15 protein-coding genes are annotated in these 14,852 nt (G+C 61.9%); 6 read left to right on the top strand and 9 right to left on the bottom strand.

Annotated features, from left to right (window positions below):
- Positions 1–51: 51 nt before the first annotated feature.
- Positions 52–1,257 (top strand): YgcG family protein, encoded by a 1,206-nt coding sequence (locus tag HX818_RS09820; RefSeq protein ID WP_177019948.1) that lies wholly within the window; start codon positions 52–54, stop codon positions 1,255–1,257.
- A gap of 14 nt (positions 1,258–1,271) precedes the next feature.
- Here the strand turns inward: HX818_RS09820 and HX818_RS09825 are convergent, their stop codons facing one another.
- Positions 1,272–1,952, bottom strand: a complete 681-nt coding sequence (locus tag HX818_RS09825; RefSeq protein ID WP_177019949.1) for a class I SAM-dependent methyltransferase — start codon at positions 1,950–1,952, stop codon at positions 1,272–1,274.
- Positions 1,953–2,084: 132 nt separating this feature from the next.
- Here HX818_RS09825 and HX818_RS09830 point away from each other — a divergent pair, with 132 nt between their 5' ends.
- Positions 2,085–2,600, top strand: a complete 516-nt coding sequence (locus tag HX818_RS09830) for a GNAT family N-acetyltransferase (protein ID WP_256346298.1) — start codon at positions 2,085–2,087, stop codon at positions 2,598–2,600.
- Between the two features lie 3 nt (positions 2,601–2,603).
- Here HX818_RS09830 and HX818_RS09835 read toward each other — a convergent pair whose 3' ends face one another.
- A complete protein-coding gene (locus HX818_RS09835) occupies positions 2,604–3,029 on the bottom strand; it encodes an N-acetyltransferase (protein ID WP_008435362.1) in 426 nt (141 codons plus the stop codon).
- 16 nt (positions 3,030–3,045) lie between these two features.
- Positions 3,046–3,612, bottom strand: coding sequence for a TetR/AcrR family transcriptional regulator (locus HX818_RS09840; protein WP_177019951.1), 567 nt, complete (start codon positions 3,610–3,612; stop codon positions 3,046–3,048).
- 101 nt (positions 3,613–3,713) lie between these two features.
- Here HX818_RS09840 and HX818_RS09845 point away from each other — a divergent pair, with 101 nt between their 5' ends.
- Entirely contained in the window at positions 3,714–5,153 is a 1,440-nt protein-coding gene (locus tag HX818_RS09845) for an amidase (protein ID WP_177019952.1), read from the top strand.
- Between the two features lie 165 nt (positions 5,154–5,318).
- Here HX818_RS09845 and HX818_RS09850 read toward each other — a convergent pair whose 3' ends face one another.
- Both HX818_RS09850 and HX818_RS09855 read right to left on the bottom strand, forming a co-directional pair.
- Positions 5,319–5,810: a GNAT family N-acetyltransferase gene (locus HX818_RS09850; RefSeq protein ID WP_003210163.1), complete on the bottom strand. Its 492-nt coding sequence runs from the start codon at positions 5,808–5,810 to the stop codon at positions 5,319–5,321.
- Between the two features lie 221 nt (positions 5,811–6,031).
- On the bottom strand, positions 6,032–7,447 hold the full coding sequence (locus HX818_RS09855; protein WP_177019953.1) for a cytosine permease: 1,416 nt from the start codon (positions 7,445–7,447) through the stop codon (positions 6,032–6,034).
- A gap of 251 nt (positions 7,448–7,698) precedes the next feature.
- Here HX818_RS09855 and HX818_RS09860 point away from each other — a divergent pair, with 251 nt between their 5' ends.
- Entirely contained in the window at positions 7,699–8,610 is a 912-nt protein-coding gene (locus HX818_RS09860; RefSeq protein WP_177019954.1) for a LysR substrate-binding domain-containing protein, read from the top strand.
- A gap of 118 nt (positions 8,611–8,728) precedes the next feature.
- Here HX818_RS09860 and argE read toward each other — a convergent pair whose 3' ends face one another.
- From argE to HX818_RS09880, 4 genes are read right to left on the bottom strand one after another with little or no spacing between them, the layout of a single operon-like run.
- Positions 8,729–9,874 (bottom strand): acetylornithine deacetylase, encoded by a 1,146-nt coding sequence (gene argE, locus HX818_RS09865; RefSeq protein ID WP_177019955.1) that lies wholly within the window; start codon positions 9,872–9,874, stop codon positions 8,729–8,731.
- Positions 9,871–10,548 carry a DUF1028 domain-containing protein gene (locus HX818_RS09870; RefSeq protein ID WP_003207324.1) on the bottom strand — a complete coding sequence of 226 codons (678 nt, stop codon included), beginning with the start codon at positions 10,546–10,548 and terminating at the stop codon, positions 9,871–9,873. The genes argE and HX818_RS09870 overlap by 4 nt, the downstream gene beginning before the upstream one ends.
- Before the next feature lie 16 nt (positions 10,549–10,564).
- Positions 10,565–10,975: a RidA family protein gene (locus HX818_RS09875; RefSeq protein WP_003207327.1), complete on the bottom strand. Its 411-nt coding sequence runs from the start codon at positions 10,973–10,975 to the stop codon at positions 10,565–10,567.
- 24 nt (positions 10,976–10,999) lie between these two features.
- Complete coding sequence (locus HX818_RS09880; RefSeq protein WP_371135990.1) at positions 11,000–12,331, bottom strand: flavin-containing monooxygenase; 1,332 nt, start codon at positions 12,329–12,331, stop codon at positions 11,000–11,002.
- A 195-nt stretch (positions 12,332–12,526) separates the two neighbouring features.
- Here HX818_RS09880 and HX818_RS09885 point away from each other — a divergent pair, with 195 nt between their 5' ends.
- Together HX818_RS09885 and HX818_RS09890 are read left to right on the top strand one after the other, a co-directional pair.
- Positions 12,527–13,324, top strand: coding sequence for a helix-turn-helix transcriptional regulator (locus HX818_RS09885; RefSeq protein WP_050550310.1), 798 nt, complete (start codon positions 12,527–12,529; stop codon positions 13,322–13,324).
- Positions 13,325–13,370: 46 nt separating this feature from the next.
- Entirely contained in the window at positions 13,371–14,753 is a 1,383-nt protein-coding gene (locus HX818_RS09890; protein WP_177019957.1) for an aspartate aminotransferase family protein, read from the top strand.
- Positions 14,754–14,852: the final 99 nt, after the last annotated feature.

The following is a 14,852-nucleotide window of genomic DNA, read 5'->3' on the forward strand; positions in this document are numbered from 1 at the left end:
GTCGATAGGGTAAAGTCGGCCGATTCAGGATGAAACTTCAGGTAACAAAACATGATGGTGTTCCTACGGCAATGTGTCTTGGGCTTGCTACTGATCGTTTCTGGCTCGCAGGTGTGGGCCGATACCGTTCCCCCGGCGCCGGTCACGGTTGCGCTGGACCAGCGCGTGATCGACCTGACCCAAACCCTCGACGCTGCCACTCAATCGCGTATCACCACGCAACTCGCCGGTCTGGAACAACGCAAGGGCGCACAGGTGGCGGTGATGCTGCTGCCGAGCACCCAGGGCGTTGGCATCGAGGACTTCGCCAACCAACTGTTCCGTGCCTGGAAACTGGGGCGCAAGGACGTCAACGACGGCATCCTGCTGCTGGTGGCGAAAGACGATCGCAAGGTTCGGATCGAAGTCGGTTACGGCCTGGAGGGCGTGGTCACCGACCTGCTGGCCCACCGCATCATCGAGGAACACATCACCCCGGCGTTTCGCCAGGGCGATTACGCAGGCGGCGTGCAGCAAGCGGTGGACGACCTGACACTGTTGGTGGACGGCGGCAATTTGCCCGAGGTGGCCAAGGCCGGTTTCCCGCCTGAAGCGTATGCGGTACTCCTGGCATTCATGTTTGGCGGGGTGGTCGGGGTATTGATGGGCGCCGAAAAACTCCCTTGGCGCCGGGCCCTGATGGCGGTGGTCGTTGTCACCGTGGTGCTGGTCGCGGTTGCGGGCGGCAAGGACTGGCCGGTCTATTTGCTGTTGCTGCCCCTGTGCATGCTGATCGGTGGCGCTACTTTCGGCGCGTTGTGGCAGGCGAGGGCGGCGTTTTACACCGTGCTGGTGCTGTTGGGCTACATCGCCGGCGTGCTGCTGACCGATAACTTCGTGCGCGAGATATCCCTTATTCACTGGCTGGCTTATCCATTCGCAGGGTTGCTGGTCCTGGGCCTGTATCTGGGCCTGTTCCTGGTGATGAAGAGCATGTGGCAAGAGAGCCAGGTGGGCTTTATCGTGCGGCTGGTGGCGGTGCTGGCGGTGTACGGGATCGTCGGGGCATTGATTGACAAGGGCGCCACGGGATGGCTGTTGGCGTTCCCATTCGCTTCGTTCGCGGCGCTGTTCATCTTTGCCCACGGTATCAGCGGCGGGTCGGGGTCGGGGTCTGGTGGGGGCTCCAGCTCCTCCGGTTCGAGTTCCAGTTCCAGCAGCAGCTCATCGGGTGGTGGTGGTTCCAGTGGTGGGGGTGGGGCGTCGGGGAGTTGGTAAGCCTCCCCCGGAAGCTAGGCGGGCTTGTAGGCAATCCAGCCCTTGAAGCTGAAGCCCGCGTAGAACAGTTCCACACCTTCGAAGCCTGCCTCCCGTAGCAGCGCTTCATCGTCGTTGGGTGACAGCACCGGCAAGTGGCTGCTGATGGCGGTAATCGCCCGCTGCGCATCTTCAGCCGGCACGCCGGAATCCACGGCATAGGCTGCATAACGCTTCAGCCAGCGCGCTTTTTCCTCTGGCGAGGATTGGGGGAAGCTGTGATGCGCCGCAATCAAGGGCGCGCCCGGCGACAAGCGCCGCCACAGCTCTTTCAGGGTTTGCAGACGCTCTTCGGCCGGGATGAAATGCAAGGTCAGCAAGGACGTGGCGGCATCGAACGGCCCCTCGGGCGCGGTATCGATATAGCCTTCATGCAACTGCACCCGGGCCATCAGCGGACCCAAGGTGGCCTCGGCCAGCTTCAGCATCTCGGCAGACGGGTCCACCCCCACAAACTGCCACTCGGGCTGGCTGTCGGCAAACTTCTTCAACTCCAGGCCGCCGCCTGCACCGAGTACCAATACCTTGCCGGTGGCCGGGACGCTTTCGCGCAGCAACAGGGTGGTCATGCGCTGCAGGGACTCGAAACCCGGCACCAGCCTCACCGGGCCTTCGGCGTAGCGGGCGACAGCGTCGGGATCTGAAAACCAGGTCATTGCTGGCTCCTGTTGGCGGGGGAAGCGACAACCCTACTGGGGCAAATTCAGGCTGGCAATTGAAGAGATGTGCAGTTGTGTTAAAACGTTGCCTTTGCTGATTTTGAGAGTACCCCTCGAATGCTTCCCGACATGCTTATCCGCGATGCACGGCCTGAAGACGCGTTATGCGTTGGTGTGCTGGGCATGCAGGTTTTTCTCGATACTTACGCCACCGAAGGCATTCGCGACTCAATCGCTGCCGAGGCGCTGCAAGCGTTTTCGCCCCAGACGATTTCCGCGCTGATCGTCCAGCCGGCTACGGCCATCATCGTCGCTGAAGCCAACGGGCATCTGGTGGGGTTTGCCCAGGTGGCGATGGACACCGGCCATGCGCTGATCTCAACCCCGAAAGCGGCGGAGTTGCAGCGGCTCTACATCCAGGAACGGTTTACCGGCCTGGGCCTGGGCTACCGTTTGCTGCAAGCGGCTGAACAGCACGCAGGGCAGGGTGGCGCGTCTTTGTTGTGGGCGACGGTGTGGGTCGGCAACGAGCGGGCGCTGGGTTTTTACCCGCGTCGTGGTTATGAGCTACTGGGGGCGCCTGCGTATACGTTCCAGAATGAAACCCATGAAAATCGGTTGTTTGGCAAAAGGCTTGGCATCTAGCCGTCAGAGCGTTTTGCTGAGGAAAACCCGGCTGCTGCCTTGCGGGTCGCATGGTATTTCACCAAAACGTACCCAGCCATTCTTCTCGTAAAATTCCGGGGCCTGGAAACTGATGGTGTACAGCACCGCCGAGCGGCACCCTCGGTGACGGGCTTCGTCTTCGAACGCCTTCAGCAGCGATGTACCCAGGCCTGAACCACGCAGCGCATCGGGCAAATGGAACAGGTCGAGGAACGCCATCCCGAGGCTGGTTTTGCCGGTGATGCCGCCGAGGGTTTCACCGGTGTCGGGATCCTTGATCAGCACCGTCAACGGACGTCGGTCATTGGAGCCGGTGATGTGTTCGTTGAAGGCGGCGAGTCCCTTGCCGAGAAGCTGCTCGGCTTCGGCGTCTGGTTGGTCACCTATCTCAATCAAATGCTGTTTCATCAGGTTCTGCTCCCTGTCAAAGCCGTTCCCGCACCATCCGCATCAGCCGTTCACCCACCTGATCCACGCCTTTGTTTTGCGCAACCACCTGGGCACCTTCCATCAACAACGTCAGCTCTTCAGCCAGCTCCCCGGGCTTGCTCGCCTTGAGCTGCGTGCACAGCAGCTTCACCCGCTCAAACTGGCGTTTTTTATGCGCCTGGATCAGCGCTCGCGCAGGGTGATCGGCCTCCGGAATTTCCGCGAGGGTGTTGGTAAACGGGCAACCGCGATAGCCCGCCCGTTCCAGGTCGTCGACGATAAAAACCGCCAAGCCCAGCAGTTGTTCCCTGGGGGAGTCGGGGTGTTGCTGCGCCAGGCCATCCAGCACATCGCTGTAGCTTTCCGTCAGGCGCTCCAGCCACTCCAGCACCAGCGCATCCTTATTCTCGAAATGCCGGTACACGGTCATCTTGGTCGAGGCGGCCAGTGCCGCAATGGCATCCACGCTGACACGGGTGATGCCCTGTTCGACAAACAGCGTTTGCGCCGCATCGACGATCCGCTCGCGGGGCGGCAGTTGAGGTGTCCGTTGCGCACGCATGCACATTCTCCACTTGACAGCGATACCATTGAGTATCGCATGATACTTATCGGTATCGTCCGATACCGAAGAGTATTCATCATACCCGTTTGGAGGGTTTCATGTACCTGTCTGAATATGCCGATCAGGATGCTACCGGCCTGGCACGCCTGATCCACACCCACGCTGTCAGTGTCGACGAGGTGCGCGCGGTGGCCCTGCAAGCCATCTTAGCCGTCAACCCGCAGATCAACGCCCTGGTGGAAGCCTGGCACGATGAACCGGTTGCGGCCCAAGGCCCGTTCCATGGCGTGCCGCTGCTGCTCAAAGACCTGGGCGTCAGCGCCGCAGGCCGCCGCAATGAACTCGGCAGCGCGCTCGCGCAGGGCTGCACCGCCGATGCCGACTCGGAACTGATGACCCGCCTGCGCCGCGCCGGCCTCATGCCGTTGGGCCGCACCACCACCCCCGAATTCGCCGCCAGCACCACCACCGAAAGCCGCTTTTCAGGCCCCACCCGCAACCCGTGGGACGTGCAGCGCAGCGCCGGTGGTTCCAGCGGCGGCTCGGCAGCGGCGGTGGCGGCGGGGTTGGTACCGGTGGCGCATGCGACCGATGGCGGCGGCTCAATCCGCGTACCCGCGTCCATGTGCGGCCTGTTCGGGCTCAAGCCCAGCCGTGGTCGCGTGCCCATGGGGCCGGACGTCGACGAAGTCTGGAGTGGTTTGGCAGTGCACGGGGTATTGACCCGTTCGGTACGCGACAGCGCTGGCATGCTCGACGCGATCCATGGCGGCGCGCCTGGAGATCCGTTTCACATAGCACCGCCAGAAAACAGCTTTTCGGCGCTTGCCCAACGGGCGCCCGGTTCGTTGCGCATTGCCCTCCAGAGTCTGCCTTTAAGCGGGAAAAAGCTGCATCCGGCGGTGGAACAGGCGCTGTTCAATACCGCCAAACAATTGGAAACGTTGGGTCATCAGGTTGAAGAAATCCAGCCGGACATTGGCGTCAGTTGGGAGGCGTTTGTCGAACTCAATGCGCGTTTCTGGTCGTCGAATACGGCGGCCTGGATAGACGCAGTTGCCGGCGCGACGGGTCGTTCGATCAGCGCTGAATACCTGGAACCGGCGACACTGGCGCTGTATCGCCTGGGCAAGTCACTGCAAGCGACAGACCTGCTGGGGGCCCTGTGGGAACGCAACATCGTCGCGCGCCACATGGGTGGCCTGTTCCAGCGATATGACGTGCTGCTGTCGCCCACACTGCCCGGGCTGGCGCCGATGATCGGCGACTACAACCAGGGGCAGGCGCAACTGGACGGGCAAGGGTGGATGAATCGAGTGTTTGCGCATTCGCCGTTTACCGCGCTGGCCAACGTCATTGGCGCGCCGGCGATGTCGGTGCCGCTGGGTCATGATTCCCAGAGCGGGCTGCCGATCGGCATGCAGTTCATGGGCGCGTTTGGTCAGGAGGGCATGTTGCTTGGCCTGGCGACGCAACTGGAACGGGCAACGCCTTGGGCTGCACGTCGCCCGCACGTGTGGGCCGGGGGAAACCCGTAACCCAAGGCAAATGCTTTCCCTGTGGCGAGGGAGCTTGCTCCCGTTGGGCTGCACAGCAGCCCCAAAACCAGTCACCAGGTCTCTGAAAAACCGCGTCCACTGAATCAGGGGCGCTTCGCACCCCAACGGGAGCAAGCTCCCTCGCCACAGGGGGAAGTGTGATGGCTAGATATCCATCACCATCTCATGCCACGCCATCCCGCCGTGGTCCGACGCTGACGGCTGCACATAGCGATAGCCCATGCGCTTATACAGCTCCACATGCTGGTCCTTGCACATCAGGTGAATGGTCTTCTTGCCCATCGCCTGCATGCGCTGCACGAACTCCGTCATCAAGCGCGTGGAGTAGCCCTTGCCTTGCTGGGCGGGATCCACCACCACCGACATGATCACCACATTCGGCGCATCGGCTGAATGCCCGACCAACTCCTTGAAGGCCTCATCCGACATCACCACTTCATCGGCGCAACCGCAGTTGATGAAACCGACCACAACACCATCCGCCTCCAGGATCAGAAAGCCTTGCGGGTACAGCGCAATGCGCGTGGCGATCTTTTCCAGGGTCGCGGCTTCGTCGCCTTCGTAGGCGGTGATTTCGATTTCGTAGCAACGGTTGGCGTCGGCGGGGTTGGCGTTACGGAAGGTGAGGGCGGGCATTGGGTTACCGGAGAAGTTGAACGACGGCCCCCATGATAAAGAAAGAACACCCCGACAGCACCGCCGAACACAAAACCCACTCACACCACCGACCCCCTGTGGGAGCCGTCGAGCTTTAGCGAGGCCGCGATGGCGGCCTTCCTGGCACCATCAATATTCGCCAAGCCGGATAACTGGAAAACCCGCAAATGCGGGTTTTCTGGTAACTGAGCCAGGCTCTATTAAACCCCACCCACCAACTTCCCCCCCTCCAACCGCCGCTTATACGCACTGTCCCGACTCGCCAACCAGAAATACAACGGCGACGTCACCACCAACCCCACCAACCAGGACAAATCCGCCCCGTTGATATGCGCCGAAATCGGCCCGACATACAGCGGCGTATTCATAAACGGAATCTGCACCACAATCCCCACCGCATACGCCACCAGCGCCTGGGGGTTGTACCGCCCGTAAATCCCGCCATCCACGCGAAAGATCGAACCGATGTCGTACTTGCCCTTATGGATCGCATAGAAGTCGATCAGGTTGATCGCCGTCCACGGCACCAGTACCACCAGCAGCACCAGCACCATGTCCACGAAGTGCCCGATAAAATCCTTCGACGCAAACACCGCCGCAGTCGAGCACGCCGCCAGCACCAGCACCGAGATCACTGCACGCGCCTTGGCGGTGGGGATCCAGCGGTAGGCAAAGGTCTGTACCAGGGTGATCAATGACAGCACGGCGCCGTACAGGTTAAGTGCGTTGTGGCTGATCACGCTGAGCAGGAACAGCAACAGCATCAGCGGGCCAATGGAGCCGGTCGCCAGTTTGACTGCGTCCATGGTGTCCATGCCCACCGGCGTAGCCAGTACCGCAACCGCACCAAAGATGAACGACAGGCTGGAACCGAGCACGGTGCCCAAATAGGTGGTCCAGAAGGTCGACGCCACCGGCACATCCGCCGGCAGGTAGCGGGAGTAGTCAGACACATACGGCGCAAACGCGATTTGCCACAGCGCGGCCAGCGACACGGTGGCCAGCCAGCCGGAGATGTTGAAGTTACCGCGTGTCAGGAAGTCGGCCGTCTGCACATGGGTGAAGATGTAGCCGAACCCCAGCACGATGCCCGCGCCCAGCACCCAGGTGCCGATGCGGTTGAGGACGTGGATGAAGCGGTAGCCGATGATGCCGATGATCCCCGAGCCGATGGCGCCGATGACGATGCCTACCGGTACCGGGATCACGTCGACGACGCCGTGCAGGGATTTGCCCGCCAATACGATGTTGGAGGCGAAGAAGCCGATGTACATCACGCCGGCGATCACCACCACCAGCAGTGCGCCAAGGGAGCCGAACTGGGCGCGGCTCTGGATCATTTGCGGGATGCCCATCTGCGGGCCCTGGGCCGAGTGCAGCGCCATCAGCACGCCGCCGACGAGGTGGCCGACGAGGATGGCGATGATGCCCCACACCAGGTTAAGGCCGAACAGTTGCACGGCCAGCGCGCCGGTGACGATGGGCAACGGCGCGATGTTGCCGCCGAACCACAGGGTGAACAGGTCTCTTACCTTTCCGTGGCGATCTTCCGGGGGCACGTATCCAATCGTGTGTTTTTCGATAAGCGGGGCGGAGGATGTTGCAGTGGTAACCATGACGAGCTCCAAGGCAAGGTGAGTACGTTGACGTACTTCGCTGGGCGGCGCGTGTGCGTCGCTTTTGTTGTTGGAGTGATCATGTGCAATGGTCACAGGGAGGTAAATTAGTAAGTTTGTTGCTATAGACCTTAAAAATAATATCTCGCGGGGTTTTTTGCTCCGGTATGTTGCATGCACTTGAATCAATGTGAAAAAGCCGATTTTCACGCACTTGTTTGGGGCGAAATCCCACGTTTATGGAGGTCCCGATGGCTGCCTATAACCTGCGCCAGCTCAGATATTTTGTAACCACGGCCGAGTGCGGCAGCGTGGCAGAGGCCTCGCGCAAGCTCTATATCGCGCAACCGTCGGTGTCGACGGCCATCAAGCAGTTGGAAGACAGCTTCGGTGTGCAGCTGTTTATCCGCCATCACGCCCAAGGGGTGTCACTGACGCCGAGCGGTGCGCGGTTCTATCGCAAGGCCCTGGAGCTGCTGCGGGTGGCCCATGAGTTTGAGCAGAACGCCCTGGCAGACAATGACGTGGTGGCGGGGCAGATCGATATCGGTTGCTTCGAAACCCTGGCACCGCTGTATTTGCCGCGCTTGATTGCCGGTTTCCGGGAGCGTTGGCCGGGGGTGGAAATCCGTCTGCGCGATGGCGAACAACAGGAACTGGTGCAGGCGCTGACGGCCGGCAGTATCGATGTGGCGATGCTGTTTGAGCATGACCTGGGCAGCGCCATCGAGACCACGCCGCTGATGCCGCCGCAGCAACCCTATGCGTTGCTGCCGGCGGATCACCGGTTTGCGCAGCAGGCCAAGGTGTCGTTGGCGGACTTGGTGCTGGAACCGATGATTTTGCTGGATGTGCTGCCGAGCCGGACGTACTTCGTGAGCATCTTTGAAGAGCGTGGGCTGACGCCGAATATTGTCTTCAGTTCGCCGTCGATCGAGATGGTGCGGGGGATGGTGGGGCGCGGGTTCGGGTTTTCGATCCTGGTGACCAAGCCGTTTTCGCCGTATTCCTATGACGGGCAAAAGCTGGTGTGCGTGCCGTTGGCGGAGACGGTGACGGGGTCGGGGTTGTCGGCGGTGTGGTTGCGGCGGGCGCCGTTGACCAAGCCGGTGCAGTTGTTTGTGGAGTATTGCCGGGAAGAGCTGGCGCGGTTGTTAGGTTAGACACAGAACTAAAAATGTGGGAGCGGGCTTGCTCGCGAAAGCGGTGGATCAGTCAATACATCGGGTGACTGTCACACCGCATTCGCGAGCAAGCCCGCTCCCACATTTGGCCCGCGTTTCAGGCGCGAATCGAGTCGAGCATGCGCAACAACATGGCATCGCAAGCCTTCAGTTGCGCAACACTCACAAACTCATCCGGCTTATGCCCCTGGTCCATGCTCCCAGGCCCGCACACCACCGTCGGAATGCCCGCCGCATCAAACAACCCACCCTCGGTCCCGAACGCCACGGTGCCAAATTCCCGCGAGTCGCAAAACGCCGCAATCAGCTCCGCCGCCTGGCTGCGCTGGTCGGTGGCCAGCCCCGGGTACGCCGACAACTCACTGAAGCGAATCGCACTCTGCCGGCTCACCGCCTGCATCCGCGGCAACACCTGCTGCATCGCATAGGCTTGCAGCTCCTCGGCCACTTCACCCGGGTCCATCGAGGGCAGGGCGCGCACTTCAAAGTCAAAACGGCAATCGGCAGGCACGATATTCAACGCCTTGCCCCCGGAGATCACCCCGGTTTGCACGGTGCTGAACGGCGGGTCAAAGCGCTCGTCCTGATGCACCTTGAGGCGCTGGCCGATTCGCCCCAGCTCACCAATCAACTCCGCCGCATACTCGATCGCATTCACGCCCTGGGGCGCATACGCCGAATGGCAGGCCTCGCCATGCACTTCACATCGCATGGCGAGCTTGCCTTTATGGCCCAGCACCGGCTTCAACTCGGTGGGCTCGCCGATAATGCACAGCAGCGGTTTCACCGGCCATTGTTCCAGCACCTTGAGCAACGAACGCACCCCAAGGCAGCCGACTTCCTCGTCGTAGGACAGGGCGATGTGCACCGGCATGCGCAAGTCTGCGCTTGCCAAGGCCGGCACCAGCGCCAGTACACAGGCGATGTAGCCCTTCATGTCCGCCGTGCCCCGGCCAAACAGCTTGCCGTCGCGTTCGGTCAACTCAAACGGCGGCAACGTCCACGGCTGGCCATCCACCGGCACCACATCGGTGTGCCCCGACAGCACAATCCCGGGCACATTCGCCGGGCCGAGGGTGGCGAACAGATTGGCCTTGCTGCGCTCATCGTTGTAGATCAACTCGCAAGGCACGCCGAACCCTGCCAGGTAATCGCGTACGAACTCGATCAGCTTCAGGTTGGATTCGCGGCTGGTGGTATCAAACCCCACCAGCGCCTGCAGCAGTTCGCGGCTGGTGCTCATCGGTCGTCTCCGGCCACGCCGTAGCCCGGGGAGCGGTCCGGGGCGAGGGCGCGGTCGATGTAGTCCTGCACCTGTGGACGGTAGGCGTCCCAGAGCTTTTGCAGCTCGGCGATCGGCTGCTCGTCGGCCCAATCCACCCGCAGGTTGATGATCGGCCAGGTCAGCTCGCCCACCACCACCAGCGCGGCGGAATGCACCGGCCCGGCTTCGCCCCCGGCGGCAATGGCCGCATGCATCGCGGCCAGCAGGCGGTCTGCCAGTTGGCCTTCGCCTTGCTCGAAGGCCTTGACCATCGCCTCGATCACCGCGCGGTCGGCGAGCATATTGCCGGCGGCCACGCACTGTTCGCCCGACACCGCATTGTGGGTGCCAAGGGTTTCGTTGCCGCTGAAATGCACCGTGCGCCCGAGGTGATCAATCGCCGTCAGTTGCCGGTATTGGCTGTAGCCGTTGCGGGTCAGGGCCTTGTCTACGGCATCGGCAGGGGCAAGGCCTTGCTCCAATAGATCGAGTACGTCCGGGCCCAGGGCGGGCAGGGTGATGTTCTGGGTCGAGACCGCACCCACGCCGGGCCGCAGCCATGGGCAGCGGGCGCCTACGGCGATGCTCGATGAGCTGATGGCAATGCCCATCTGGCCGGTTTCCGCGCAGCGGGCGACGATTGAAAAGGTCATGTCGTGCCTCCTTGGATTACTCGGGGATGACTGCAATCACGTCGATTTCCATCAGCCACTGTGGCTGGCCCAGGGCCGAAACCACCAACCCGGTGGAGATCGGGAACACGCCTTTTAGCCACTTGCCGACTTCCTGGTACACCGGCTCGCGGTAGCGCGGGTCGATCAGGTAGGTGGTGGTCTTGACGATGTGGCTCAGGTCGCTGCCGGCTTCCTCCAGCAGTTGCTTGACGTTTTTCATTGCCTGTTCGGCTTGCGCGCGCGGGTCGCCAAGGCCGATCAGGTTGCCGTCGAAATCGGTGCCCACCTGGCCTCGTACGTACACCGTGTTGCCGGCGCGTACGGCCTGGCACAGGTCATTGTCCAGGCTCTGGTTAGGGTAGGTTTCCTTGGTGTTGAACATGCGGATGCGAGTGTGAGTAGGCATCAAAAAAACTCCAGAAAAAAGTGATCAGGCGCTGACAGGTGAGGTGTGAACAACCGGTGTGGGTTCGCGGTACTCAAGGTATTGACGCTGGATGGCGATATGGTCGGCCACGTACTTGGCGTCATGCCACACGCCCCAGATAAACGACGAGCCCCGGCGCGACTGCCATGGCAAACCGAGGAAGTAGATGCCCGACTCGCTGGCTACGCCGCGCTGGTGCTGCGGCTTGCCGGCGGCGTCAAATGCATCGACCTTCAGCCAGCTGTAATCCACGGCAAAGCCGGTGGCCCAGATGATTGAAGTGATACCGGCCTTGGCCAGGTCCAGTTCCAGGATCGGGTGCTTGATGCACTCGGCATCGGGAAATACGCGACGCGCTTCGGGCTCTGGCGGCAGGTCGAGGCCGTTGCGCTCGATATAGGCATCCGCCGCATCCAGCAGGGCCAGGTAGTTCTCATCGCCGCGGGCCAGGTTTTCCACCAGGTTGGGCTGGAAGCTCGCAACGCTGCCGTTGAAGGATTGGGTCAGGCCGACCAGGGTCATGCCTTGCTGGGCCAGCTCGCGGAAGTCGATGGTCTTGCCGCCGTGGGCGCCGCTCACCGCAATGGTCACGTGCTCGCGGCCGGGTTTCATCGCGGCCTGGTCCCACTCACCCAACACGCCCAGCCACCAGCAGAAATCGCGGTTGCGATAGGCACGCGGTGGGCGGTCGTGAGCACCCACCGACAGGTACACCTGGCGCCCGGAGCGTTGCAGTTCGTCGGCGATCTGCACCCCGGAGGAACCCGCCCCCACCACCAGCACCGCGCCGGCCGGCAGTTGCGCGGGGTTGCGGTAGTCGGCGGAGTGGATCTGGTGCAGCGCGCTGTCTTGAGGGGCAATCGCCGGAATCACCGGCTTCTGGAACGGCCCGGTGGCCGCCACCACGCGGTTGGCTTCGATCACGCCTTCGCTGGTGTGGATGGTGAAGCCTGGGCGACCGACATTGCGCACCACCGAGGTCACGTCGACGCCGGTGCGAATCGGTGCATTGAACTTGCGTGCATAGGCTTCGAAGTAGTCCGCCACACGCTCTTTCGGCGCAAAGCCATCGGGGGCGACGTTATCGAAGGCCAGGCCCGGAAAACGGTCATGCCAGGCCGGGCCGTTGGCGACCAGCGAATCCCAGCGGCCGGTGCGCCAGCGCTCGGCGATACGGCTGCGCTCCAGCACCAGGTGCGGCACGCCTTGCTTGCTCAGGTGCTCGCTCATGGCGACGCCAGCCTGACCGGCTCCCACCACCAGCGTGTCTGTTTTTGTTATTGCTTGAGTCATGTGTCTGTCCTTGCGTAATGCAGTTGGATTCAGCTTGGGCATGGCTTCAAGGCTAGGGGGAGGGCGGTTTTTAATAAAATATTATTAAGCTGGGAAGTGAGCATAAATATCGGATGCAGGCTCACCCTATCGGGTGATTTCGAGGATGGAGCGGGTGTGCAACCATCCTTGCAGTTCTTTCAGCGAGTGTTTGAAGTGGAAAACGACCGGCTTTCTTCTGCGCAATGGTTCGAACAGATGGCCCGGGTGACCGACAGCATCGGGCAGCCGGGGTTCGCCGCGACCTTGTTCGAGGCTCTCGGTTATCTCCAGCCGATCCAGGCCACCACGCTGTATTTCTACCCGCGCGGCGGCATGCCCAGTGCGCTGTTCGAGCTGGACGGGCCATGGTTGCCACAAGGCAATGTGCGCCAGTACCTGTCGGGGTTTTATCTGCTCGACCCGTTTTACGGGGCCTGTGTGGAGGGCGTCAGCTCCGGGTGTTACGAGCTGGCCGAGGTCGCCCCCGATCACTTCGAGCTCAGCGAATACTTCCAGTCGTTTTACCGCCACTCCCATCTGGAGGATGAGCTGAACTACATCCTGCAGTCGAGCAACGGCTCGAGCCTGGCGGTGTCGCTGGCCTTTACGCAAAAGCTCGACGCCACCACCACCGGGCAATTCAAACGCATCGCGGCGTGGGTGCTGGCGGTGCTGGGCAAGCATTTCGTTGGCCTGGATGCCCAGGGGGCGCGTTTTGAAAACCTGCTGGAGCAGCGCATTCACTCGGCGCTGAACAACTTCGGCTCGTCGATATTGACCGAGCGGGAATGCCGGATCGCCCAACTAATCCTGCGCGGGCATTCCACCCGTTCGCTGGCCGAACGCCTCGACGTCTCGGAAGACACCATCAAGTCCCACCGCAAGCACATCTACACCAAGCTCGATATCGGCGCGCAATCGGAACTGTTTGCCCTGTTTATCGATTCGCTGGCCGAAGCCCAGGGAGTGCTGAGCAAAGATCCCCTCGAAAGCTACATGAGCAAGCACCGCTGAGCGGCGTTGCTCGCCCTTGCGTCATTACTAATAAGAGAGAAATACCATGAACGTACCCGCCCAACTGAACCGCCTGACCGAGGACTACCAGAAGTCGGATGCGGCCCACCACATCCATGCATTTGTCGATCAAAAAGCGCTGAATGCCGAAGGCCCGCGGGTGATGGTGCGCGGTGAGGGCCTTTACCTTTGGGACAGCGAAGGCAAGCGTTACCTGGACGGCATGTCGGGCCTGTGGTGCACCCAGCTGGGTTACGGTCGCAGGGACTTGACCGCTGCCGCTGCCGCCCAGATGGACCAGTTGGCGTACTACAACATGTTCTTCCACACCACCCACCCGGCGGTGATCGAGCTGTCGGAGTTGCTCTTCAGCCTGTTGCCGGGCCACTACAGCCACGTGATCTACACCAACTCCGGCTCCGAGGCCAACGAAGTACTGATCCGTACCGTGCGCCGTTACTGGCAAGTGGTCGGCCAGCCGCAGAAAAAAATCATGATCGGGCGCTGGAATGGTTATCACGGCTCCACGCTGGCGGCGTCTGCCCTGGGCGGCATGAAGTTCATGCACGAGATGGGCGGCCTGATTCCCGACGTGGCACACATTGACGAACCCTACTGGTACGCCCATGGCGGCGAGCTGACGCCTGCCGAGTTCGGCCGCCGCTGCGCCTTGCAGCTGGAAGAGAAAATCCTCGAGCTGGGCGCTGAAAACGTCGCCGGGTTTATCGCCGAGCCGTTCCAGGGCGCGGGCGGCATGATCTTCCCGCCGGAAAGCTACTGGCCCGAGATCCAGCGCATTTGCCGGCAATACGATGTGCTGCTGTGTGCCGATGAGGTGATTGGTGGCTTTGGCCGTACCGGCGAGTGGTTCGCCCATCAACACTTCGGTTTTGAGCCGGACACCCTGTCCATCGCCAAAGGCCTCACCTCCGGTTACCTGCCGATGGGTGGCCTGGTGCTGAGCAAACGCATGGCCGATGCACTGGTGGAGCACGGCGGCGTGTTTGCCCACGGGCTGACCTATTCCGGGCACCCGGTCGCGGCGGCGGTGGCGCTGGCCAACCTCAAGGCGCTGCGGGACGAAGGCATCGTGCGCCAGGTGAAGAACGACACCGGACCGTACCTGCAAAAAATCCTCCATGAAGTGTTTGGCAATCACCCGATGATCGGCGAGATCCAGGGCACGGGCTTGCTCGCGGCCTTGCAGTTCGCTGAAGACAAGAGCACCCGCAAGCGCTTCGAGAACGAAAACGACCTGGCCTGGCAGTGCCGCACGTTTGGTTTCGAAGAGGGCGTAATCATTCGCTCGACGCTGGGCCGCATGATCATGGCACCGGCACTGGTGGCCACGCGCACTGAGCTGGACGAGCTGGTTGAAAAGACCCGCATCGCCGTGGATCGCACCGCACGGATCGCGGGAAAACTCTGAAGTGACCAGCGCGCCACCCCAGGCGAGGGGTGGTGCGCAACCTCCATCAGGCAACGCTGAACGGCATCGATGCCATCGAATGCCGCGACGCCCTGCACC

This window comes from Pseudomonas sp. F9001 (genome assembly GCF_013385435.1).
Classification (GTDB): Bacteria; Pseudomonadota; Gammaproteobacteria; order Pseudomonadales; family Pseudomonadaceae; genus Aquipseudomonas.

Coding starts and splice junctions, on each gene's coding strand:
- HX818_RS09820 (WP_177019948.1), top strand. CDS start 52: ATGATGGTGTTCCTACGGCAATGTGTCTTGGGCTTGCTACTGATCGTT.
- HX818_RS09845 (WP_177019952.1), top strand. CDS start 3,714: ATGTACCTGTCTGAATATGCCGATCAGGATGCTACCGGCCTGGCACGC.
- HX818_RS09855 (WP_177019953.1), bottom strand. CDS start 7,447: ATGGTTACCACTGCAACATCCTCCGCCCCGCTTATCGAAAAACACACG.
- HX818_RS09840 (WP_177019951.1), bottom strand. CDS start 3,612: ATGCGTGCGCAACGGACACCTCAACTGCCGCCCCGCGAGCGGATCGTC.
- HX818_RS09870 (WP_003207324.1), bottom strand. CDS start 10,548: ATGACCTTTTCAATCGTCGCCCGCTGCGCGGAAACCGGCCAGATGGGC.
- HX818_RS09830 (WP_256346298.1), top strand. CDS start 2,085: ATGCTTATCCGCGATGCACGGCCTGAAGACGCGTTATGCGTTGGTGTG.
- HX818_RS09860 (WP_177019954.1), top strand. CDS start 7,699: ATGGCTGCCTATAACCTGCGCCAGCTCAGATATTTTGTAACCACGGCC.
- HX818_RS09835 (WP_008435362.1), bottom strand. CDS start 3,029: ATGAAACAGCATTTGATTGAGATAGGTGACCAACCAGACGCCGAAGCC.
- HX818_RS09890 (WP_177019957.1), top strand. CDS start 13,371: ATGAACGTACCCGCCCAACTGAACCGCCTGACCGAGGACTACCAGAAG.
- HX818_RS09880 (WP_371135990.1), bottom strand. CDS start 12,331: ATGCCCAAGCTGAATCCAACTGCATTACGCAAGGACAGACACATGACT.
- HX818_RS09825 (WP_177019949.1), bottom strand. CDS start 1,952: ATGACCTGGTTTTCAGATCCCGACGCTGTCGCCCGCTACGCCGAAGGC.
- argE (WP_177019955.1), bottom strand. CDS start 9,874: ATGAGCACCAGCCGCGAACTGCTGCAGGCGCTGGTGGGGTTTGATACC.
- HX818_RS09850 (WP_003210163.1), bottom strand. CDS start 5,810: ATGCCCGCCCTCACCTTCCGTAACGCCAACCCCGCCGACGCCAACCGT.
- HX818_RS09875 (WP_003207327.1), bottom strand. CDS start 10,975: ATGCCTACTCACACTCGCATCCGCATGTTCAACACCAAGGAAACCTAC.
- HX818_RS09885 (WP_050550310.1), top strand. CDS start 12,527: ATGGCCCGGGTGACCGACAGCATCGGGCAGCCGGGGTTCGCCGCGACC.